Source organism: Bradyrhizobium sp. AZCC 1693, assembly GCF_036924745.1.
Taxonomy (GTDB): Bacteria; Pseudomonadota; Alphaproteobacteria; order Rhizobiales; family Xanthobacteraceae; genus Bradyrhizobium.
The window spans coordinates 578,868-600,961 of the sequence record NZ_JAZHSD010000001.1 but is presented as its reverse complement, the minus strand read 5'-3'; the positions used below and the strand labels follow the sequence as shown (position 1 = coordinate 600,961).

The following is a 22,094-nucleotide window of genomic DNA, read 5'->3' as shown; positions in this document are numbered from 1 at the left end:
AGTCGAATTCTCCACGATCGTCGTCCCGGCGAACGCCGGGACCCATAACCACTGATATCAATTGTGGAATGAGCTGGGGCTCCAGTTCGACGCAACATTGACAGTTGGGGTTATGTTGGGGTGGACGGCCCCCGACGGCATCGATGTGCCAGAATGAGGTCGGTAAAGATCTCAAACAAGGGAGCCGTCCATGAGCGATATTATCCGAATTGGTGTGGACACGTCCAAGAGTGTTTTCCAGCTGCATGGGGTGGATGCGGCCGAGCGGCCGGTGCTGCGCAAGAAGCTGCGCCGACGCGACTTCCTGAGCTTTTTCGCGCAGCTGCCGCCGACCAAGGTGGGCCTGGAAGCTTGCGGCGGGTCGCACCACTGGGCACGCGAGCTGACGGCGCTGGGGCACGAGCCGAAGCTGCTGCCAGCGCAGCACGTAAGGCCGTACGTGCAGCGCAACAAGAACGACCAGAGAGATTCCGATGCGGTCTGCGAGGCAATGAGCCGGCCGCGCATGAGCTTCGTGAGGATCAAGAGTGCGGAAGAGCAAGCGGCGCAAATGTTGATGACGACGCGCCAGCGGCTGATCGACTATCGCACGCAGCTCATCAACACCATCCGCGGCCACGCGGCCGAGTTCGGGCTGACGGCCGCCAAAGGGCCTGCCCATGTCGGGCCGCTGCTGGCGCGTATTGCCGAAGACGGAACAGTGCCCGCGCTTGCCAAAGAGCTGTTCGCCATCCACGGCGACGAGTACGGCCGGCTGAAGCTCGAGCTGCGTGAGATCGAGGCGAAGCTGAAGGTCTGGCACCGGGAGAACGAGATGAGCCGGCGCCTTGCCGAGGTCGATGCCATCGGCCCGATCGGCGGCTGCTTGCTGGCGGTCAAAGCACCCGACCCGCATGCCTTCGGCTGCGGTCGCGACTTCGCGGCCTGGATGGGGTTGACCCCGAAGGATCATTCCACCGCCGGCAAGATGCGGCTCGGCGTCATTACCCGCGCCGGCGACGAGGCCTTGCGCCGCACCCTGGTGGTGGGCGCCACCTCGGTCATCCAGCAGGTCAACAAGGGCAAGGCGCATCCCTCGCCCTGGCTGCGCGATCTGGTGGCGCGCAAGCCACCGAAACTTGCCGCCGTGGCGCTCGCCAACAAGCTCGCGCGCATCGCCTGGAAACTGATGGTCAGCGGTGAACGCTACGACCCGGCGCGCGCCGGCATCGTCTCCCCGAGGCCAAGGGTAGCGCCGTGCTCGCGACGTCAAGGCCGCTGCGCGCCGCCTACGGCGGTGGCCTCCGGCCAGCCTTGACGACGCTTGCGCGCGGCGCTCGAAAGCTAGCCGCCATCGGTGAAACGAAGCACTCCGGGCCTCGCCCACAACACAACCAAGGTAATCACATGACCCGATATCCGACCCGCAGATCATCAACTTCGGCATGAGGCCCAAAGCCTCACGCCGCAGCCAAAGCTTGCTCGAGAACGGAAGATGGAACCTGATCGATCGATCACAGTCACGAGGCAAAACTCCGTGGGACCCGTTGGTGCAAAGACGCCGCGGCCATGTTTGGAGCTCGTGCTGTGGACCCCATCTTGGCAGCGGTCATGTGCGACCGCATCATCAGACCGGACATATGGCCGCAATCGCTTCGATCAAAAACCAGTTCCGCCTCTTGCCAGCAGGGGCCGTCCACATATGGGTCCCGGCTCGCGCTTCGCTTGGCCGGGACGACGGAGATAGTCGTTTTCAACCGTCGCGTTTGCCCGCCAGCGTCCGCCACGCGATCACGAGTCCCAGCCCCAACAACGCCGCTGCCAGCAGGAACGGCGCGCCCGGCATTTTGAAGGGCGCCTGATCGCTGATGAAATAGGCAAAGGTCAGCGTGAACAGGAACGGTCCGGCCATCTGGGCGATGCTGTTGACGCTGTTGGTCGCGCCCTGCAATTGGCCCTGCTGATCCGGTGCAACGAACTGCGTCGTCAGCGCCTGGACCGCCGCCCCCGCTACGCCCCACAGCGCCATCACGGGAATGCCGAGCCAGAACAGCGGCCCGGTCGGGGCCGCGCCATAGATGAAGAATCCCAGCGCGCCGCAAGCAAGCCCCATCAGCAGCGCGCGACGCTCGCCGAGTCGCTTGACGATCGGCCCCACGCCCGCGCCCTGCACCACCATGGCGCAGACGCCAACCAAGGCCAGCGTGAGCCCTACCGTCGTCGTATCCCAGCCATAGCGGTAGGTGGCATAGAGCACGAAGGTGGACGGCAGCACCACATGCGCGACCTGCCCGAAGAAATTCGCCAGCGACAGGCCGGCGAGAATCCGGTTGGAGCGCAGCAAATGCAGCGCGCCGAGTGGGCTGGCGCTTTTCCAGCGGAACGGCGCGCGCCGATCCTGCGGCAGCGACTCGGGGAGGATCAGCCAGCCGTAGAGCGTATTTGCAAAGCTCAAACCTGCCGCGATCCAGAACGGCAGGCGTGGATCCATGCCGCCAAGCAGGCCGCCAATGGCGGGACCGAGAATGAACCCGGCGCCGAAGGCCGCGCCGATCTTGCCGAACACCGCGGCACGCCGTTCCGGTGGCGTCACGTCGGCGATATAAGCGAACGCAGTTGAGATACTCGCCGAGGTGATGCCTGAGATCACCCGGCCGATGAACAGCCAGGTCAGCGACGGCGCCAGCGCCATCAGCACGTAGTCCAGCGCCAATCCAAAATTCGACAGCAGCACCACCGGCCGCCGGCCAAAGCGGTCCGACAGCGCGCCAAGGATCGGCGAGAACAGGAACTGCATCAGCGCCCAGGCGGTGCCGAACAGACCGAAGATCCGCGCCGCCGTCGCCGTATCGTTGTCGACAAAACTTTCCACGAGTTTTGGCAGGATCGGCAGAATCAGGCCGAGCGCAAGCATGTCGAGCAGGATGGTGACGAAGATGAAGGCCGCCGCGCCGCTGCGCACCGGCGCTGTGTCGGCGGCGGGCGCGGATACTTCTTCGCTCATGATGGCCGCTTGCGCTTGTGGGCGAACGGATTGGCCTTTTCGCGCAGCGTGATCCGTATCGGCGTGCCTGGCAGGTCGAAGGCCTCGCGCATCGAGTTGGTGAGATAGCGCAGATAGGATTGCGGCACGGCGTCGGCGCGCGAGCAGAACAAGATAAAGCTCGGCGGTCGCGCCTTGGCCTGCGTAATGTAGTTCAGTTTCAGCCGCCGGCCCGAAACCGCGGGCGGCGGGTTGGCATCTACGGCCTGCTCGAACCAGCGATTGAGCGTGGCCGTGGGCACGCGCTTGTTCCACACCGCATAGGCGTCCTGGATCGCGGTCATCAACCGATCAATGCCTTCGCCCATCAGGCCGGACACCGCGACGATGGGGACGCCCTTGACCTGCGGCAGCCAATGATCGGCGTCGCTGCGCAGCGCGGAAATCAGATGCGGCTTGCGCTCCATCAGATCCCATTTGTTGACCGCGAGCACGATCGCCCGTCCCTCGCGCTCGATCAGATCGGCGATGCGCAGGTCCTGTTCCTCGAACCGGTTCTGCGCATCCATCATCATCACGACGACTTCGGCAAAGCGCACCGCGCGCAGCGCGTCCGCCACCGACAGCTTTTCCAGTTTCTCCTCGATCCGCGAGCGCCGCCTTAAGCCTGCGGTGTCGAACACGCGGAACTCGCGGCCCTGCCAGGTGATCTCGACCGAAATGGAATCGCGCGTGGTGCCGGCCTCGGCGCTGGTCAGCAGCCGCTCCTCGCCGAGCAGATGATTGATCAGCGTGGATTTTCCGGCATTGGGGCGGCCGACGATGGCGACGCGGATCGGACGCTGCGCGAGTTCCTCATCGGATACGATGATGTCGTCGTCGTCGAACTCTTCCCCCTCCTCGACCGGCTCCGGCATCAGCACGCGTAGCGCATCGTAGAGATCGCTCAAGCCCTCGCCATGCTCGGCCGAAATCTGGATGGGATCACCGAGCCCCAGAGCGTAGGACTCCATCGCACCGACTTCGCCGTGCCTGCCTTCGCTCTTGTTGGCGACCAGCACCACCGGCTTGTTGGCGCGGCGCGCGAAATCGGCAAAGGCACGATCGTTGGGCGTTAGCCCCGCGCGCGCATCGATCACGAACATCAGCGCGTCGGCAAGGCCGATCGCGGTTTCGGTCTGCTCCTGCATCCGCGCCGTGAGCGAGCCCTTGGCGCCCTCGTCGAGGCCGGCGGTATCGATCACGGTGAATTCGAGATCGCCAAGACGCGCATCGCCCTCGCGTCGGTCGCGGGTGACGCCGGGCTCATCATCCACCAGCGCAAGCTTCTGCCCGACCAGCCGGTTGAACAGCGTCGACTTGCCGACATTGGGGCGGCCGATAATGGCGATCGTAAAGGACATAAATGATCCAAACGCCCTTTTTTGAAGGGCGTGTCAATCGAACGAAAAGGACAAATCAGCGCGTGAAAGTGCCGCTCGGCACCGGCGCCGGGAACGCGGATTGTTGCGGGGACTGTGCAGGCGCCGCCGATTGATCGGGCGGCGGCGCGGTGGTGCGCTTGCGCACGATCTTGGCCGGCTTGGGCGCCGGCGGCGCGGCGGCGTTACTGCCTTCTTCCTCGGGTGCGGCGTCAGGGTCCGCAGCGGCGGGGGCGGCGGCCTGCTTGCCCTTGGATTTCGTGCCACGCTTCGATTTCGGCTCTTCCGCCGGCGGAGGAGCGGCAGCCTGTGCGTTCGGGTCGTCAACCTGCTGACGGGAGCCCTTGTAGAGGTCCTTCGGCACGCCCTGCTCAAGGCCTGGCACGCCTTCGGGGAACACCGGCTTGCGGTCACCCGGAAGCTTCTTCTTGGTGTCGAGGAAGTCGAGCAGATCGCTCGGATCGAAATTGCCAGTGCTGCCACAGCCTACCAGCGCGCCGGAAAGCGCGATGAGAACGGCGGTTGCGATCAAACGTTGCGGGCGGCGCATACTGGGTTTCCCACTCAATCCGGTTTGTACGCGTCAGCTCTTGGCGACTGGCGGAAGCAAGGCCTGCAGCGCTTCGGCGCGCGAGCGCAGGCTCGGCGGCGTTTCGCCGTCGTTGGCGATCAGGTCCAGCCATTGCCGCGTCGCCGCAGCATCGTTGGCGCGCCATGCCGACAGCGCCAGCAATTCACGCGCGGTATGACGAAAGGTTGCGCCCGCCGCAGCCGCGGCTTCGAGGCGCTCCTTCATGTTGGGATAGCTCGCGCTTTCCAACAGCAGCTGGGCGGCGCGAATCCGCGCCAGATCCTGCTCGGCGACACCGACGCTGCGATCAGCGGTGATCTCATCGAACATCTTTGCTGCGGCCTGCGGATCGCGGTTGGCGACTTCCACAGCCATGCGCAACCGCGCCAACACGCGATAGCCGAACGGCGCCTTCGCGACGAGATCGGCGAAGGCCGCTTCGGCCTCGGCGTGCTTGCTGGCTTCCGAAAGCTCGACGGCCTTGTCGAACGCAGCCCCCGCCTCGGCCGCCTTCTTGGCCTCCAGATACTGGTAGCCGCGCCAGCCGCCCACGGCGGCGATGATCAAAATCATGCCGGCAATGATATAAAGCGAGTATTGGTCCCACAGCTTTTTGAGCTGATCGCGACGGACCTCCTCGTCTACTTCATCAAATAATTCAGACACTTAAAGGTATCCCATCCCCGAGGAACCGCGCCATGACCGCGCCTTGGGCGGCAGCATCGCGCACCCGATCCCCGCATGGCCGCGACGTAGCCTATCGATATGGCGGTGGCAAGGCAAAGCGAGGTGGATCAAAGCGTTAACAGTGGCATCATCCACCTCCAAAATCGGCTGACAATGTTGACATCGCCGTTCAAAGCTTGGCGTAATCCCTCCGCTTTCATATTGGCCTATTTCCGATTTTCCTGGGTGTTTCATGCCTCGCCATGTGCCGGTTTCGATGCTTGCCATGGGGCTGGTAATGGGACTGGCATCTCTGCCCGCAGCGTCACTGGCCGACGACGTCAAGCCGAAGGCGCCCGAGACGGCGTTCTCGGGCAAACTCCGCCCCGACATTTTGGGTATCTCGACCGAATCGAACGCCGAATCGGCGCGCGCCACCTTTGATTCCCTGTTCAAGGGCCGTACCGATACCAAGACCGACATCCAGCAGCAGAAATTCGGTAACGGCGGCGCGAGCTATGTCACTGCGCTGAATTTCAGCCTCCCCGCCGGATCGAAACAGAACGGCGAGATGCTCTCGACCAGCTTCTCCTCGCCCGCGAGCGCCAACCGGGCCTATTTCATCGCGCGCAATCTGACCTTCGCCCAGGACCAGCAGCCGTCGAAGGCCGACATGATCAAGGAAGTCATGGGCAAATACGGCGTACCCACCATCGTCGGCGATCAGCACCTGTATTACATCTACCGCAAGGGCTCGATCATGTCCGTCGGCGGCAAGTACAAGGAAGCGACCGCGCTGGAAGCGATCGACAAGCCGCTCGACCCCAGGGCCGCCGTCAAGCTCAACGGCGACACTGTGCGCGGCAGCTGTGTGGCGGTCGTCAAGCGCGCGCAGACCAAGGTCAGGGAATCGAGCGCCATGCTGGCCGAAGCCAAGGGCGCAAACTGCGACGGCGTGTTGAGCGTGCAGCTCATCCCGGGCACGCCGGCAGATCGTGTTGGCATCGCGCAATTTACCCTGCTGGATGTCAAGCAGCTCCTCAGCGCGGCCGCGATCGACAGCGCCGCTCTCGCCGCAGGACCGAGCGAAGGCCCGATACCCAAGGGCAGCGCGCCGAAACTCTAGCCCTGTCGCGCGGCAGGCGCCTTCGAAACGTCGCCGCGTGACAGGAACTTTTCCCCTGCGCTGTCATTGAATCTTCGTTATAGGGAGATCAGGCAATGCGCGGATTTCCGCCGATTGTGCCGTATGGCGCCGATCAAACCATCTATCTCGTCCTGGAAGCGGGGCCGGACGCCATCGTCCGGAAGGTCGAGCGGACTGATTTCGAAACGATCGTTGCCGACCTTTTGTCGGGCCAATTCCGCGACCCGATCGAGGTCGTCGCCTTCAACACGCTCGAACATTGGACCGAAGACCTATCGAGAGATGTCGCACGCGAAATCCAGTGCCGCTGCGACATCGAAGGGCAGAAGGTTCCAGATTATCTGGAAGACTTTGTAGGCAGCCGTGTCGGTTGACTAGCGGCCAGCCGATGGCTGCGCCGCAGCCGAGACCGTCGCGGAAGCCTCGCGGAGCTGCCGCTTCATCACCTTGCCATTGGCATTGCGCGGCAACGGGTCTGACCGCACCTCCATGGTCTCCGGCACCTTGTAATCGGACAGCCGCTCGGCGCACCAGGCGCGCAGCACCTCGGCCCCGACGGCGTTGCGGGTCACGACGACCGCATGCACGCGCTCGCCCAGCACCGGGCACGGTTTTGCAATGATCGCGCTCTCGACCACGTCGGGGTGACCGGCGAGCACCGACTCGACTTCCGCGGAATAGATTTTCAGGCCGCCGCGGTTGATCATGTCCTTCTCGAATACGCGGACGAAATTCTCGGCATCGATCGAGCCAAGGTCGCCGGAGTGCCAGAAGCCGGCCGTAAAACTTTCGGCCGTTGCCTTCGGATTATTCCAGTAGCCCTTGATGACCGAGCCGCCATGAATCCAGATTTCGCCGATCTCGCCGCGCGGCAGCTCACGGCCCTCGGCATTCACCACGACGATCTGCGCGCCCGGACATGGCAAGCCGACGCTGTCGATATGGCTGGCGGTCAGTTCGCCCGGCATCATGGTCGACGGCGAGGTGGTCTCGGTCGCGCCGTAGCAATTCATCAGCTTCAGACCGGGAAGCTTGGCGTCCAGCTTTTCGATCGTGGCGATCGGCATCGGCGCGCCGCCAAAGCCCCCGATCCGCCAGTTCGACAGGTCGTAGCTGTCAAAATCCGGCTGCAGCAGGCAGAGATTATACATCGCCGGCACCATCACGGTGTAGGTGACGCGCTCGCGCGCCGCCATCTTCAGATATTCCGCCGCCTTGAACTCCGTCATGATGATCAGCGCGCCGGCGCAACGGACCATGGTCATGATGTTGGCGACGACGCCCGTGACATGGCCTAGCGGCACCGCGGCGATCGACCGATCGGCCGCTGTCAGATTCAGGCACGACACGAACACCATCGCCGAATGAATGATGTTGCAATGGGCGAGCATTGCGCCCTTCGGCTTGCCCGTGGTGCCCGATGTGTAGAGGATCATCGCGGTGTCTTCTTCGCCGACATCGACCGGCGCTGCGAGCTTCGCGTTATCGGCCAACTCTGAAAAGCGCGACAACCGCGGATCATCATCGACCGCGATGCGGTGCATCACATCGGGAATGTCGCCCGCATCGGGCACACGGTCGGCCAGCACGGCCTCGTGGATCAGCAGCCGCGCGCCGCAATCGGTCAGCACATAGGCGATCTCGGGCTTTTGCTGACGGGTCGAAAGCAGCACCGTCACCAGCCCGGCGTGGGCCGCGCCCAGCATCGTCAGCACGAATTCGATCCGGTTGCCGAGCAGCACCGCGACGCGGTCGCCGCGCTGCAGGCCGAGTTTTTCAAATCCCGCGGCGATCTGCGCCGATTGCTGGGCAACTTCGCGCCATGTCATTCGCGTGGCGCCGCAGACCAGCGCCTCGCCATCGCCGTTTCGTGCCACGGCTTCGGCCACCATCGCCGGGATGCTTTTGGGGCGCTCGCAAAAAGCCGGAACGATACGATCGCCAAAGCGAGGCTCGAGCCGCATCGCCGGAATGGAGTGCTGCGACCAGTCCATGGCGCGCCTCGTCAGTTCTTTTTCATCTCGTAGACATGCTCGGGGCCCGGGAAGGCACGCGAACGCACGTCGCGGGCATAGCCCTGGATCGCCGCTTCGATCGCAGGGCCGAGGTCGCCGTAGCGGCGAACGAATTTCGGCGTCCGAGGCGACAGACCCAGCATGTCCTCCAGCACCAGCACCTGTCCGTCGCAGGCCGCGCTGGCGCCGATGCCGATGGTCGGAATCGCGATGGTCTGCGTGATCTTCCGCGCCAACGGCTCGGCGACCGCCTCGATCACGACCGAGAAGGCCCCGGCATCCGAGATCGCCTGGGCGTCATTCAGGATCGGGTCCCAACTGCCCTCGTCGCGGCCCTGCGCGCGAAACGATCCGAGCGTGTTGATCGATTGCGGCGTCAATCCGATATGGCCCATGACCGGCACGCCGCGCTCGGACAGGAACGCCACTGTCTCCGCCATCCGCGCGCCGCCTTCGAGCTTCACCGCGCCGCAATGGGTTTCTTTCAATATCCGCACGGCGGAATGAAACGCCTGCTCCTTCGAGGCCTCATAGGAGCCGAACGGCATATCCACCACGACCAGAGCATGCTTCGAACCGCGCATCACCGCGCGTCCCTGCAGGATCATCATGTCGAGCGTCACCGGCACGGTGGTTTCGAAACCGTGCATGACGTTGCCGAGGGAATCGCCGACCAGAATGACGTCGCAATGGCGGTCCACCAGGGCCGCGGTATGCGCGTGGTAGGACGTCAGCATCACGATCGGTTCGCCGTTCTTGCGCGCGCGGATATCCGGCGCCGTTTTGCGCTTGATGGCAGACTGAACCGACATGCTAGGCTCCAACCACGGGGACGCCGATCACGACCGGGTGGAACGCGAATGCGAGCGCCAGATAGGCGACGACGCCGACCGCGATCGCGATCAAATCGTTGCCGGGACCACCGACGGGGATCGGCGGCGCGCCGGCGTCGGAACGATGTTTGAGCGAGATGCGGTCATAGACCGCCCATGCCAGAAACGAGCCGAACAGGATGATCGAGCCGAGATCGCCGTTGGCGAGCAGATGCGCCGCCGCCCACAGCTTGATGCCCGTCAGCATCGGATGCTTCAGCGTCGTATAGATCCGGCCGCGGATGTAGGAAGCGACCACCATGATGACCGCGGGCAGCATCAGGGCCACGGCGATATGCTTGAGGAAGGTCGGCGGCTCCCAAATGGGCCACATGCCGGCTGCGCGATAATGGGCAAAGCCCCAGATGATCAACGCAAGCCCGGCGAACGAGGCCAGCGCATAGCCGATCTTGTAACCGCCCTCGCCCGTCACGGCGATGACCTGCGCGCGCAGCTTGCGCTGGGTAGTGAGCGTGTGGACGCCGAAGAACACGATCAGGCCGAGGATCAACACCAGCAGTCCCATGACGTCCTCCCGTTGCCTACGCGGCTGGTTCTGATCAATCGCGTATCATTTTAGGGGCTTGGTGCGCAATGCGTCATGCGGACGTCGTCACGGCTTCTCCGCCTGCTTTGCCGAATCGCGGTTGTCGACGTAGCGGATGGCGATCGGCCGCCCGGCCAGCGCACCGCCCAGTCCGGACGTGAACCTGAGCGGCGTGCAGCCTGCGAGCGAGGTGTTGATCGCTTTCAGATAGGCAGCGCGGGTATCTGCCGGGGCGCCGGCCGTGGCATAGGTCACGCGCGGGGTAGCGATGATCTCGCCCGAGCGCTTGAAGCTGAAGCGAACCGACATCTGCATGCCCGGCCGTGCGAGGTCGGAAGGCGGTGGCGACCAGCAGGACCGCAGCGCCGCGAACAGGTCGCCGATCGTATCGAGATCGTGGTCCGGCTTGCGGTATTTCGCGGCCTGGTCCTGCGGCGGTACGCTTTCGATCGTGAGTTGCAGGTTCTGGCCGTACGGGTAATCAATCTCGGGAATGCACGGTCCGTCGTTGAACACGCTGCAAAATGAGGGCGTGCACGGCTGGCCGTCGAGCACGCTGCAGGGCGCATGCGAAAACGGCGTCGCGTCGATCTGCCGCCGCGACTGGGCATTGGCGGGGCTCATCCCGACGAACATAACGGTCAGGCAGACGATGGCTGGTCGAAACATGCAGCCGGGTCCTCACGGGCGACCCGATTAAGCTGATGCGCCTATTGGTCCGCATCAAGGCCGATGGCGTTCACATCCCTGCGTTCATGGCGGGATAGTTCCGCAATCAGGGCCTTCTCGCTTGGCCAAAGCCTCACCCGTCGTCGCCCGCCAACGGGTCGCGCGAATGCGCGCCCGATGACAGGCTCCGGCGGGCGATCCAGTATTCCAGAGACGGTAAGTGATTTACGGAGAGGCCGCGGCGTACTGGGTCCCCCGCTTTCGCGGAGGACGACGCCGGGGGTTGGCGCGAAAAAGCGAATCCGACTACGCTTTCTTCTTCACGTCCTTGACGTTGGAGAAGGTAATGCCCTCGGCCCGCTCGCGGGTGTAGCCGAGATAAAACTCGTTCTTGGCCATGAACACCGGATCGCCATCGACGTCATCGGCGATGCCGGAGCCGTTGGCCGCGATGAAAGCCTCCAACTTCTTGCGGTCGTCGGATGAGACCCAGCGCGCGAGCTGGAATTCTGAAATCTCGAATTCCACCGGCAGCGAATATTCGGCATCGAGCCGCGCCTTCAGCACGTCGAGCTGCAGCGGCCCGACGACGCCGACCAGCGCCGGCGCGCCATCGCGCGGCCGGAACACCTGCACCACGCCCTCTTCCGACATCTGCTGCAGCGCCTCTTTCAGCTTCTTGGCCTTCATCGCGTCCGTCAGGCGCACGCGGCGGACGATTTCCGGCGCAAAACTGGGAACGCCGACGAAGGTGATGTCTTCGCCTTCGGTCAGCGTATCGCCGATCCGTAAAGTACCGTGGTTGGGAATGCCGACGACGTCACCGGCGAACGCCTCGTCCGCCACCGAACGGTCCTGGGCGAAGAAGAATTGCGGGCTCGACAGGCTCATGTTCTTGCCGGTGCGCACCAGCTTCGCCTTCATGCCGCGGCTCAGCTTGCCGGAGCAAAGCCGCGCAAAGGCGATGCGGTCGCGGTGGTTCGGATCCATGTTAGCCTGGATCTTGAACACGAAGGCGCTCATGCGCGGCTCGGCCGCTTCGACCTTGCGCAGGTTCGAATCCTGCGCGCGCGGCGCAGGCGCGAACTTGCCGAGACCTTCCAGCAAGTCGCCGACGCCAAAATTGCGCAGCGCGCTGCCGAAATAGACCGGCGTCAGATGGCCCTCGCGAAACGCCTCCAGCTCGAACGGCTTGCAGGCTTCCGAGACCAGCGCGAGTTCATCCTTGATCTCGGCGACGTCGAGATTGGCATTGCGGCCTGCGAGATCGGCGATGTCGATCTGCTCGGTCGCGCCGGTCTTGGCGCCGCCGCCTTCGAGCAGGCGCACGCCGCCATTGACCACGTCGTAGGTGCCGAGGAAATCGCGCCCCCGGCCGACCGGCCAGGTCATCGGCGTAGTATCGAGCGCCAGCGTCTTTTCGATCTCGTCCAGCAGATCGAAAGTATCGCGGCTCTCGCGGTCCATCTTGTTGATGAAGGTGATAATCGGAATGTCGCGCAGCCGGCACACCTCGAACAACTTTCGCGTCCGCGCCTCGATGCCCTTGGCGGCGTCGATCACCATCACGGCGGAATCGACCGCGGTCAGCGTGCGGTAGGTGTCTTCGGAAAAGTCCTCGTGGCCCGGCGTGTCCAGCAGGTTAAAGACGAGCCCCTCGAATTCGAACGTCATCACGGAGGTCACGACGGAGATGCCGCGCTCGCGCTCGATCTTCATCCAGTCGGAACGGGTATTGCGCCGCTCGCCTTTGGCCTTGACCTGTCCTGCCAGATTGATGGCGCCGCCGAACAGCAGGAGCTTTTCGGTCAGCGTGGTCTTGCCGGCGTCCGGGTGAGAGATGATCGCAAACGTGCGCCGCCGCGCCACTTCATCTGAGAGCGGCGAGCGGGACGGCGAGTCGGCGGTGACGGCAATGTCGGACATGAGGCTCGAGCGTTTGGCAGGGAAAACCGGGCTAATCAAGCCTCATTTGGTGGTTGCGGAGGCAGCTCACCAGTCCCATATCGGCAGCGGAAGGACGGCCTTCCAATTCACAGCTCATCCGCGGGGACGACCCTGCCTGGTTCGGAGGGTCGTGATGGCCTGGATCGTGTTGTTCGTCGCCGGCCTCATGGAAGTGGGCTGGGCGATCGGCCTCAAATATACTGAGGGTTTCACACGGCTCGTTCCATCCGTCCTGACGCTCGCCTGCATGGCAGGCAGCATCCTCCTGCTCGGTCTGGCCTTGAAAGCGCTGCCGATCGGAACCGCTTACGCGGTGTGGACCGGTATCGGCGCGGTCGGAACGGCTATCCTGGGCATCGCGCTATTTGGTGACCCCGCCACCGTCGCCCGCCTCGCCTGCATCGGGCTGATCGTGGCCGGCATCGTCGGGCTCAAGCTTGTCACCTGATCAGCGCAGCAACAGTGCCGCCCAATAGGTCAGCGCCGCCACGATTGCGGAAGCCGGAATGGTGATCACCCAGGCATAGACGATCGAACTCGCCACGTTCCAGCGCACTGCCGAGACGCGCCGAGCTGCGCCGACGCCGACGATGGCGCCGGTAATGGTGTGGGTCGTGGAGACGGGAACCCCAAGATAGGTCGCCATGAACAGGGTCGCCGCTCCGCCGGTTTCGGCGCAAAAGCCCTGCATCGGCGTCAACTTCGTGATCCGCAGCCCCATGGTGCGGACGATGCGCCAGCCGCCCATCAACGTGCCGAGGCCCATGGCCGCCTGGCAGGAGATCACGACCCAGAACGGGATGTTAAAATCCGCGCCGAGGTGCCCCTGCGAATACAGCAGCACCGCGATGATGCCCATGGTCTTTTGCGCGTCATTGCCGCCATGGCCGAGCGAATAGAGCGACGCTGAGACGAATTGCAAGATGCGGAAAGCGCGGTCGACCGCAAACGGCGTCGAACGTACCGAGAGCCAGGACACGATCGCGACCAGCATCAGTGCCAGCAGAAACCCGACCAGCGGCGACAGCACGATGGCAAGCAGCGTCTTGGTCAGGCCGGTCCAGACTGCGGCCGAAATTCCGGCTTTTGCGATCCCCGCCCCTACCAGCCCGCCGATCAGCGCATGCGAACTGGACGAGGGAATCCCGAGCGCCCAGGTGATCAGGTTCCAGACGATGGCGCCCACAAGTGCCGCGAAGATCACGGTGGCATCGACCACGCTCGGCTCGATGATGCCGGTGCCGATCGTATTGGCGACGTGGAGCCCGAACACCAGGAAGGCGATGAAATTGAAGAAGGCGGCCCAGATCACCGCATATTGCGGGCGCAGCACGCGCGTCGACACGATCGTTGCGATCGAATTGGCGGCGTCGTGCAGCCCGTTGAGGAAGTCGAACAGCAGCGCGACCGCGATCAAGAAGACCAGAATCGGAAGACCCAGGGTGGCATCCACGTGATGGCCCTGCCCTATATCACTTGCTTGAGCATGATCTTGTCGGAAAACCGGTATCCACTTTTCCGGATCATGCTCAGACCTGTTCGATCACGATGGAGTTGATCTCATTGGCGACGTCATCGAAACGATCGGACACTTTCTCAAGATGCTTGTAGATCTCGGCCCCCACCACGAAATCCATCGTGTTGCCGCTGCGATGTTTGAGAAACAGTTCCTTCAATCCGATATCGTGGAGATCGTCGATGCGGCCCTCCAGCTTTCCGATCTCCTCGGTAATGGCGCTCAGCATCGCGACATTGTTTCCGATCGACTGCATCAGCGGCAGCGCGCGACCGACCAGATTGGCGCACTCGACCAGCAGGGTCCCGATCTCGCGCATCGGCGGCTCGAAAGTGCGGACCTCGAACAGCACCACCGCCTTTGCGGTCTGCTGCATCTGGTCGATCGCGTCGTCCATCGACGTGATCAGGTTCTTGATGTCACCGCGGTCGAACGGGGTAATGAAAGTGCGGCGGACCGCGGTCAGCACCTCGCGGGTAATGCCGTCGGCGTCATTTTCGAACTGGTTGACGCGCTGGCAGAACACCGGCGTTTCGTCGCCGCCGCGCAGCATGTCCTGAAGCGCCAGCGCCCCCTGCACGACCGTCTGGGCGTGGCGAGCAAACAGGTCAAAAAAACGCTCCTCCTTGGGCAAAAAGGCACGAAACCAGCGCAGCATGGGCATTTTTCCGTCGTTCAGAAACGGCCGCCCAGGCGGCCTGTCACAAAGCTGTCATAGACCATTCGAGGGAAAAACGCGCCACGAGGCGACTCGGGAACCGGGTCATCCACCGCTTTGTGAAGCCGAAAACTGCGCCAAAACCGGCCTTTTTACAGGGATCGGCGCAAATAATGCGCGATCTCGCCGATCACGCCACGGCGGAAGGTCAGCACGCAGGCGACGAAGATGACGCCCTGGATCACCGTCACCCACTGGCCGAACCCGGCCAGATATTGCTGCATGGCGATGATGACGAAGGCGCCGACAACAGGGCCAAAGATGGTGCCGAGGCCGCCGACCAGCGTCATTAGCACGATTTCACCCGACATCGTCCAGTGCACGTCGGTCAGCGAAGCATTTTGTGCCACAAACACCTTTAGCGAACCGGCAAAGCCCGCGAGCGTGCCGGACAGGATGAAAGCGAGCAGCTTGTACTGGTCGGTCTTGTAGCCCAGCGAGATCGCGCGCGGCTCATTCTCGCGGATCGCCTTCAAGACCTCGCCGAACGGCGAGTTGATGGTGCGGTAGATCAGCAGAAAACCGCCGAGGAAACCGGCCAGCACGACGTAGTAAAGCACCGTCGGCCTGGCGAGATTGAAGATGCCGAACAGGTAGCCCTGCGGAATGCCCTGAATGCCGTCTTCGCCATGGGTGAACGGCGCCTGCAGGTAGATGAAGTAAAGCAACTGCGACAGCGCCAGCGTGATCATCGAGAAGTAGATGCCCTGCCGGCGGATCGAGATGAAGCCGGTGACGACGGAGAGCGCGGCGGCGCCGGCGACGCCGACCAGAATTCCGAGTTCTGGCGACAGACCCCACACCTTGAGCGCATGCGCCGTGCAGTAGCCCGCGGTGCCCAGAAACATCGCGTGGCCGAACGACAGCAGGCCGCCATAGCCGATCAGCAGGTTGAACGCGCAGGCGAGCAGCGCGAAGCACAGGGCCTGCATCACGAAGAACGGGTAGATGCCGGTCAGTGGCACAAGCCCCAGCAGCACCGCCATCGCCGCGAATACGATCATTTCGTCGCGCATCGCGCGCGGCGTTAACGGCAGTGTGTCGTCAGTCAATGCGCTCATGTCAGGCCGCCCGTCCGGTCAGTCCCGTTGGCTTCACCAGTAACACCAGCACCATCAGGACAAACACCACGGTGTTGGAAGCCTCGGGATAAAAATACTTGGTCAGTCCTTCGATCACGCCGAGCGCAAATCCGGTGATGATCGATCCCATGATCGATCCCATGCCGCCGATCACCACCACCGCGAACACGACGATGATCAGATCGGCGCCCATCAGCGGCCGCACCTGGTTGATCGGCGCCGACAACACGCCGGCCAACGCGGCCAGGCCGACGCCGAGCCCGTAAGTCAGCGTGATCATCCTGGGCACGTTGATGCCGAACGCGCGCACCAGGGTCGGATTTTCGGTCGCGGCGCGCAGGTAAGCCCCAAGCCGCGTCTTTTCGATCAGGTACCAGGTCGCGATGCAGACCACGAGCGAGAAGATGACGACCCAGCCACGGTAGACCGGGAGGAACATGAAGCCGAGATTCATGCCGCCCTGCAGCCCGCGCCATTCGCCGATCTGTGGGTAATCGGGAATCGCATAGGGCAGCCCGGACGAGCCGAAATAGTTCTGGAACACGCCCTGCACGATCAGCGCGATGCCGAAGGTCAGCAACAGACCATAGAGGTGGTCGAGGCCGGCCAGCCATTGCAGCATGGTCCGCTCGAGGATCATGCCGAAGATGCCGACCACGATGGGAGCGACGAGTAACGCCCACCAGTAGCCGATGCCGGTGAGGTTCAGCAGGAAATACGCGCAGAACGCGCCCATCATGTAGAGCGCGCCATGGGCGAAATTGATGATGTTGAGCATGCCGAAGATCACGGCGAGCCCGAGACTGAGCAGCGCGTAGAACGATCCGTTGATCAGTCCCACCAAAAGCTGGGCGTAAAGAGCTTGCATCGGTTTCGCACTCAATCTCGTTTAAGACGCGGAATCGCGTGGGGACGCGAGAGGAGGCCCGCCGGCGCGGCGCCGGCGGGCCATCGTTGTTACTTCTTTACCAGCGGACAGGCGCTTTCCGAAAGCGGCCGGAAGGCCTGGTCGCCCGGGGTGGTTCCGACCAGCTTGTAATAGTCCCACGGCCCCTTGGATTCCGAAGGCTTCTTGACCTCGAACAGGTAGGCGGGATGAAGCTTGCGGCCGTCGGCGCGGATCGTGCCCTTGCCGAACAACGGGTCGTCTGTCGGCGCCTCCTTCATTTTCGCCACCACCTTGACGCCGTCATGCGGATTGCCGCCCATCGCATCGATCGTCTTGAAATAGTGGATCAGGCCCGAATACACGCCGGCTTGCACCATGGACGGCATTGCCTTGTTCTTCATGCGCTCGGAGAAGCGCTTGGAAAACGCGCGGGTGCCGTCGTTCAAATCCCAGTAGAAGGTTTCCGTGAAATTCAGCCCCTGAGCCACCTTGAGGCCGAGGGAGTGAACGTCATTGATGAACAGCAGCAGTCCAGCGAGTTTCTGGCCGCCCGCAACGATGCCGAACTCCGCGGCCTGCTTGATGGTGTTGGTGGTGTCGCCGCCGGCGTTCGCCATGCCGATAATCTTGGCCTTGGAAGCCTGCGCCTGCAGCAGGAACGAGGAGAAGTCCGACGAATTCAGGGGGTGCCTGACGGTGCCTATAACCTTGCCGCCCGATTTAACAACGACCGCAGCGGTGTCGCGCTCCAGCGCATGGCCGAACGCGTAGTCCGCGGTCAGGAAGTACCAGGTATCGCCGCCGGCTTTTACCAGCGCCTGCCCGGTGCTGTTGGCGAGCATGTAGGTGTCGTAAACCCAATGAATCGTGTTCGGCGAGCACTGGGCATTGGTGAGGTCCGACGTCGCCGCGCCGGTATTGATCATGATCGCGTTCTTTTCCTTCACCAGATTGTTGACCGCCAGCGCGACGCCGGAGTTCAGCACATCCACGAAGATATCGACCTTCTCAACATCGATCCATTGACGCGCGACGGTGGTAGCGATGTCGGGCTTGTTCTGGTGGTCGGCGGAGACGATGTCGATCTTCCAGCCCTTGGCCGCGAGCCCGGAATCCTCGACCGCCATCTGCGCCGCCAGCGTCGAGCCGGCGCCGCCAAGGTCGGAGTAAAGTCCGGAATTGTCGGTGAGCACGCCGATCTTGACGGTCTTGTCCTGCGCCATGGCGCCGCCGCCGGCGGCAAGCGCGAGCGCCGTGCCGAGGAAGAGAGCTGAAATCCGATGTTTCATAGTATCTCCATTAATCAAGAGTGCAGCCGTAGTACCGATTAAACGCCGAGATAGGTGTGGAGCTTGTCCATATTGGCCGACAGCTCCGAATTCGCAAAACCGTCGATGACCTTGCCGTGCTCGACGATGTAGTAGCGGTCGGCCACCGTCGAGGCGAAGCGGAAATTCTGCTCGACCAGCAGGATGGTGAAGCCTTCCGACTTCAGCCGCGCGATGGTGTGGCCGATCTGCTGGATGATGACGGGCGCGAGCCCCTCGGTCGGCTCGTCCAGCATCAGGAAGCGCGCGCCGGTGCGCAGGATTCGCGCGATCGCGAGCATCTGCTGCTCGCCGCCCGAAAGCTTGGTGCCCTGGCTGTTGAGGCGCTCCTTCAGGTTCGGAAACAATTCGAAGATCTGGTCGAGCGACAGCCCGCCGTTGCGCACGATTGGCGGCAGCAGCAGGTTTTCGCGCACGTCGAGGCTTGCGAAAATGCCACGCTCCTCGGGGCAGAACGCGATGCCCTGGCGTGCGATCCTGTCGGACGAGGCGCGGATGATCTCATCATTGTTGAAACGGATCGAACCGGTACGCTTGCCGATAATTCCCATCACCGACTTCAGCGTCGTGGTCTTGCCGGCGCCGTTGCGGCCGAGCAGCGTGACCACCTCGCCGGCCTTCACATTGAAGTTGATGCCGTGAAGGATGTGGGATTCGCCGTACCAGGCCTGCAGGTCGGAGACGGAAAGAATTTCCGCGCCCGCCGGTTTGGCGGCAGCTTCGGCCATTTTCAACTCAGGCATGACCGGCCCCCAGATAGGCTTCCTTGACGCGTTCGTCCTTGGACAGTTCAGAATAATTGCCTTCGGCCAGCACCTGCCCGCGGGTCAGCACCGTGATGATGTCGGACAGGTTGGCCACCACCGAGAGATTATGTTCGACCATCAGGATGGTGTACTTCGCCGAGATCCGCTTGATCAGCGCCGCGATCTTGTCGATGTCCTCGTGCCCCATGCCGGCCATCGGCTCGTCGAGCAGCATCATCTCGGGATCGAGCGCCAGCGTCGTCGCGATCTCGAGCGCGCGCTTGCGCCCGTAAGGCATCTCGACTGCCGGCGTGTTGGCGAACTCGCTTAAGCCGACGTCGTTCAACAGGTCATGGGCGCGGCCATTGAAGCGGTCGAGCACGCTCTTGGAGCGCCAGAAATCGAATGAGCTTCCATGCTGGCGCTGGAGCGCGACACGGACATTCTCCAGCGCCGTCAGGTGCGGAAACACCGCTGAAATCTGGAACGAACGCACCAGCCCAAGGCGGGCCACGTCGGCCGGCTCCATCGCGGTGATATCCTGTCCCTTGTACAGGATCTGGCCTGCCGACGGCCTCAAGAACTTGGTCAAGAGGTTGAAGCATGTCGTCTTGCCGGCGCCGTTAGGGCCGATCAGCGCATGAATGCTGCCGCGGCGCACCCTCAAAGCGACATCGCGAACGGCGAAGAAACCCGCGAATTCCTTGGTCAATCCGTGGGTTTCGAGAATGAACTCATCAGCCAAACAAATTTCCCCCGTCAGCCGTCTCCGCGAGTTCGCTCGCGCGCGGCCAATTTTTCCCTGTACGGGCAGGCTCTCCTGGACGTCCTGGAAATCGTCCCGAACCCGCCGCCTCCGGGCCGGAATATGCCGTCAACGCGATGGATTAGGCAAGGCGGAAAGCAGTCACGGCCAAAGCAGGCGCGCCGGTTCCGCATGCGCCATAAGTCGAATTGCCCGGCTCACCCGGCACAGCCGGCGCGCCGCCCACTTTCGACCGCAACCTTCTCTCCGGCAAGCCATCGTTAACGGTGTTCTGCTGCAATCAGGCGCTTTCACATAATATTTCCGCCTCAGCCCGCATCATCACGCGATTTAGATAGCCAGGAATTGCCGCCTTGGAATTTGAAAGCGCCGGACCGTCGGTCGTCAAATCTATCAAGCAGCGCGACCTGCTGAACACCTGGCTGCGGCTATACGCCCGCAACCAGTCGATCCCCCGCATGTTGGAATACCAGCCGGCGCGGATCGAGGACGAACTTCCAGACCTGGTATTCTACACCGTCGACACGCAGGCTGAGCCGCCGCGCCTGACCATCGAGAGCGACGGCACGCGGATGTCGACAGCTTATGGGAATACCGGCAAGGGCCGCTATCTTGACGAGTATCTCGGCGCAAGGCTCGCTCCGATCGTGTTGCCGGTCTATCATGAATGCATCGCGCGCCGCCTTCCCGCCTACACCATCGCCAATATCGAGGACATCTACGGGCGAATCGTCGCCTATGAGCGGCTGTTGCTGCCGTTCTCCGATGGCGGCGGCGTCACCCACATCGTCGCTTCGCTGAAGACCATCAGCGAGGATGGCGGTTTTGAGATCAAGAATCTGATGCGTGGAAACGACAAGCTGCCGGCGCCGAAGCTGCGCACCATCATCGACCGCGATCTCTTTCATCGCGCGCCCGGCCGTATTCCGTCGGGCGACGTGCTGGAATTCGGTTAAGCCGCAATGGAATTTGCTAGTGCGGATCCCTCGGTCATCAAATCGATCAGGCAGCGTTATCTGCTGAACGAATGGCTGCGCGCGGCCGGCAAGCAGCGAACCATGCCTCCGCCCGGCGATTTTCAGCCTGAGCAGGTCGCCGACGAACTGGTCGACATGATGCAATATGAGGTCGTCGGCCAGGGCGGTGGCGCGCGATTTCTGATCACACATGAGGGCGCCAGGCTCGCCACCACTTATGGCAGCGACCATATCGAGCCCGCGCAGCGAACCAACCGCTATCTCGACGATGCGATCGGCCCCGAGCGATATGCCAACGTCGTTGCCTCGTACCGGGCTTGCGTGACCCGTCAGCGGCCGACCTATTCCATTTCGACGGTACAGGATGCCGACGGCAAGGACGTATCCTACGAGCGGCTGCTGATGCCGCTCGGCGACGGCAATGTCGTCAGGCAGATCGTCGGATCCTTCAAGAGCATCAGCATCGAAGGCGGGTTCAAGATCAGCAATCTCATGGGCCTCAGGCCAAAGGCCAAGCCGGTGACTCTGGTCATGGCGATCATCGATCGTCAGTTCGTGCCGGCCGTGGCACCGGCGGACGCACCCTTGCGCGACAACATCGTCGACCTCGATTAGGGTTTGCGCCCGCGCGATTTGGACGGCACTTCCTTGCCGTAGACATCCGGCTTGAACCCGACCAGCAATTTGCCGCCGAGATCGAGCACCGGCCGCTTGATCATCGAGGGCTGCTCCAGCATCAGCGCCAGCGCCTTGCGCTCGTTAAGGCCTTCCTTGTCGCCATCCGGCAGCTTCTTGAACGTGGTGCCCGCGCGGTTGAGCAGCGTTTCCCAGCCAACTTCGTCGGACCATTGCTTGAGCTTGTCCTTGGCGACCCCGGCAAGCTTGTAGTCGTGAAAATCGTAAGCCACGCCGTGGTCGTCGAGCCAGGCGCGCGCCTTCTTCATGGTGTCGCAGTTCTTGATCCCGTAGATGGTGATGGGCATTTTCGATGCATTCCGGAAATGACGTTTTGGTCCTGCCAGGCGGTTTTTTATACAAAGCGGAACGGCGAATCTATCATAGACTGGACCATCGTTCGCGAAGTCAGGACCGGCGATGGAATTCACCCTATTGTTTCTGGCCACGGCCATCGTGATGCTGGCCGCCTGGCGTGGTCCGCGTCCGCTGGCGCTCGGGCTGTTTGCGGCGGTCCTGATCGCCTGCGTCGCGACCTATCTGCACCACGCGACCGATACACTGAAACTGTCGTTCTGAG

The 22,094-nt window shown here is 62.9% G+C and carries 24 protein-coding genes; 7 read left to right on the top strand and 17 right to left on the bottom strand.

Annotation, left to right across the window (positions count from 1 at the left end):
• Window positions 1–190: 190 nt before the first annotated feature.
• Window positions 191–1,297, top strand: a complete 1,107-nt coding sequence (locus V1293_RS02920; RefSeq protein ID WP_334506549.1) for an IS110 family transposase — start codon at window positions 191–193, stop codon at window positions 1,295–1,297.
• 435 nt (window positions 1,298–1,732) lie between these two features.
• On the opposite strand, the gene V1293_RS02915 is transcribed toward V1293_RS02920, so the two are convergent.
• Genes V1293_RS02915 through V1293_RS02900 form a run of 4 tightly spaced genes read right to left on the bottom strand, consistent with a single transcriptional unit; the run spans window position 1,733 to window position 5,620 of the window.
• Window positions 1,733–2,983, bottom strand: coding sequence for a TCR/Tet family MFS transporter (locus V1293_RS02915; protein WP_334506547.1), 1,251 nt, complete (start codon window positions 2,981–2,983; stop codon window positions 1,733–1,735).
• Complete coding sequence (gene der / locus V1293_RS02910) at window positions 2,980–4,365, bottom strand: ribosome biogenesis GTPase Der (protein ID WP_334506545.1); 1,386 nt, start codon at window positions 4,363–4,365, stop codon at window positions 2,980–2,982. The genes V1293_RS02915 and der overlap by 4 nt, the downstream gene beginning before the upstream one ends.
• 55 nt (window positions 4,366–4,420) lie before the next feature.
• Window positions 4,421–4,933 carry a hypothetical protein gene (locus V1293_RS02905; protein WP_334506543.1) on the bottom strand — a complete coding sequence of 171 codons (513 nt, stop codon included), beginning with the start codon at window positions 4,931–4,933 and terminating at the stop codon, window positions 4,421–4,423.
• A 33-nt stretch (window positions 4,934–4,966) separates the two neighbouring features.
• On the bottom strand, window positions 4,967–5,620 hold the full coding sequence (locus tag V1293_RS02900) for a tetratricopeptide repeat protein (RefSeq protein WP_334506541.1): 654 nt from the start codon (window positions 5,618–5,620) through the stop codon (window positions 4,967–4,969).
• Between the two features lie 298 nt (window positions 5,621–5,918).
• Here V1293_RS02900 and V1293_RS02895 point away from each other — a divergent pair, with 298 nt between their 5' ends.
• On the top strand, window positions 5,919–6,746 hold the full coding sequence (locus tag V1293_RS02895; protein ID WP_334506539.1) for a hypothetical protein: 828 nt from the start codon (window positions 5,919–5,921) through the stop codon (window positions 6,744–6,746).
• Between the two features lie 95 nt (window positions 6,747–6,841).
• Window positions 6,842–7,141: a hypothetical protein gene (locus V1293_RS02890; protein WP_334506537.1), complete on the top strand. Its 300-nt coding sequence runs from the start codon at window positions 6,842–6,844 to the stop codon at window positions 7,139–7,141.
• On the opposite strand, the gene V1293_RS02885 is transcribed toward V1293_RS02890, so the two are convergent.
• The 5 genes from V1293_RS02885 to V1293_RS02865 form a co-directional block, all read right to left on the bottom strand.
• Window positions 7,142–8,761, bottom strand: a complete 1,620-nt coding sequence (locus V1293_RS02885) for a class I adenylate-forming enzyme family protein (RefSeq protein WP_334506535.1) — start codon at window positions 8,759–8,761, stop codon at window positions 7,142–7,144.
• A gap of 11 nt (window positions 8,762–8,772) precedes the next feature.
• On the bottom strand, window positions 8,773–9,594 hold the full coding sequence (panB, locus tag V1293_RS02880; protein ID WP_334506533.1) for a 3-methyl-2-oxobutanoate hydroxymethyltransferase: 822 nt from the start codon (window positions 9,592–9,594) through the stop codon (window positions 8,773–8,775).
• Window position 9,595: 1 nt separating this feature from the next.
• A complete protein-coding gene (locus V1293_RS02875) occupies window positions 9,596–10,180 on the bottom strand; it encodes an NnrU family protein (protein WP_334506531.1) in 585 nt (194 codons plus the stop codon).
• Window positions 10,181–10,267: 87 nt separating this feature from the next.
• Window positions 10,268–10,870, bottom strand: a complete 603-nt coding sequence (locus V1293_RS02870) for a hypothetical protein (protein WP_334506529.1) — start codon at window positions 10,868–10,870, stop codon at window positions 10,268–10,270.
• 306 nt (window positions 10,871–11,176) lie between these two features.
• A complete protein-coding gene (locus V1293_RS02865) occupies window positions 11,177–12,796 on the bottom strand; it encodes a peptide chain release factor 3 (protein ID WP_334506527.1) in 1,620 nt (539 codons plus the stop codon).
• Between the two features lie 154 nt (window positions 12,797–12,950).
• Between V1293_RS02865 and sugE the strand changes: the two genes are divergently transcribed.
• A complete protein-coding gene (gene sugE / locus V1293_RS02860; RefSeq protein WP_334506525.1) occupies window positions 12,951–13,265 on the top strand; it encodes a quaternary ammonium compound efflux SMR transporter SugE in 315 nt (104 codons plus the stop codon).
• On the opposite strand, the gene V1293_RS02855 is transcribed toward sugE, so the two are convergent.
• The 7 genes from V1293_RS02855 to V1293_RS02825 form a co-directional block, all read right to left on the bottom strand.
• On the bottom strand, window positions 13,266–14,270 hold the full coding sequence (locus V1293_RS02855) for an inorganic phosphate transporter (RefSeq protein ID WP_334506524.1): 1,005 nt from the start codon (window positions 14,268–14,270) through the stop codon (window positions 13,266–13,268).
• A 76-nt stretch (window positions 14,271–14,346) separates the two neighbouring features.
• Window positions 14,347–14,991, bottom strand: coding sequence for a DUF47 domain-containing protein (locus V1293_RS02850; RefSeq protein ID WP_334506523.1), 645 nt, complete (start codon window positions 14,989–14,991; stop codon window positions 14,347–14,349).
• Window positions 14,992–15,143: 152 nt separating this feature from the next.
• A complete protein-coding gene (locus tag V1293_RS02845) occupies window positions 15,144–16,112 on the bottom strand; it encodes a branched-chain amino acid ABC transporter permease (RefSeq protein ID WP_334506522.1) in 969 nt (322 codons plus the stop codon).
• Window position 16,113: 1 nt separating this feature from the next.
• Entirely contained in the window at window positions 16,114–17,001 is an 888-nt protein-coding gene (locus V1293_RS02840; protein WP_334506520.1) for a branched-chain amino acid ABC transporter permease, read from the bottom strand.
• 89 nt (window positions 17,002–17,090) lie between these two features.
• A complete protein-coding gene (locus tag V1293_RS02835; protein ID WP_334506518.1) occupies window positions 17,091–18,311 on the bottom strand; it encodes an ABC transporter substrate-binding protein in 1,221 nt (406 codons plus the stop codon).
• 38 nt (window positions 18,312–18,349) lie between these two features.
• Window positions 18,350–19,093 carry an ABC transporter ATP-binding protein gene (locus V1293_RS02830; protein ID WP_334506516.1) on the bottom strand — a complete coding sequence of 248 codons (744 nt, stop codon included), beginning with the start codon at window positions 19,091–19,093 and terminating at the stop codon, window positions 18,350–18,352.
• The gene (locus tag V1293_RS02825) at window positions 19,086–19,841 is read right to left on the bottom strand and encodes an ABC transporter ATP-binding protein (RefSeq protein ID WP_334506514.1); all 756 of its coding nucleotides are present in this window, start codon (window positions 19,839–19,841) and stop codon (window positions 19,086–19,088) included. Before V1293_RS02825 ends, V1293_RS02830 begins: the two co-directional genes overlap by 8 nt.
• Before the next feature lie 374 nt (window positions 19,842–20,215).
• Between V1293_RS02825 and V1293_RS02820 the strand changes: the two genes are divergently transcribed.
• Together V1293_RS02820 and V1293_RS02815 are read left to right on the top strand one after the other, a co-directional pair.
• On the top strand, window positions 20,216–20,818 hold the full coding sequence (locus tag V1293_RS02820; protein ID WP_334506512.1) for a PAS domain-containing protein: 603 nt from the start codon (window positions 20,216–20,218) through the stop codon (window positions 20,816–20,818).
• A gap of 6 nt (window positions 20,819–20,824) precedes the next feature.
• Window positions 20,825–21,454 carry a hypothetical protein gene (locus tag V1293_RS02815; RefSeq protein ID WP_334506510.1) on the top strand — a complete coding sequence of 210 codons (630 nt, stop codon included), beginning with the start codon at window positions 20,825–20,827 and terminating at the stop codon, window positions 21,452–21,454.
• On the opposite strand, the gene V1293_RS02810 is transcribed toward V1293_RS02815, so the two are convergent.
• A complete protein-coding gene (locus V1293_RS02810) occupies window positions 21,451–21,822 on the bottom strand; it encodes an ArsC family reductase (RefSeq protein ID WP_334506508.1) in 372 nt (123 codons plus the stop codon). The two genes, V1293_RS02815 and V1293_RS02810, sit on opposite strands and share 4 nt — an antisense overlap.
• Window positions 21,823–21,934: 112 nt before the next feature.
• On the opposite strand from V1293_RS02810, the gene V1293_RS02805 reads away from it, so the two are divergent.
• Complete coding sequence (locus tag V1293_RS02805; RefSeq protein ID WP_334506506.1) at window positions 21,935–22,093, top strand: DUF5993 family protein; 159 nt, start codon at window positions 21,935–21,937, stop codon at window positions 22,091–22,093.
• The last annotated feature ends 1 nt before the right edge of the window (window position 22,094 follow it).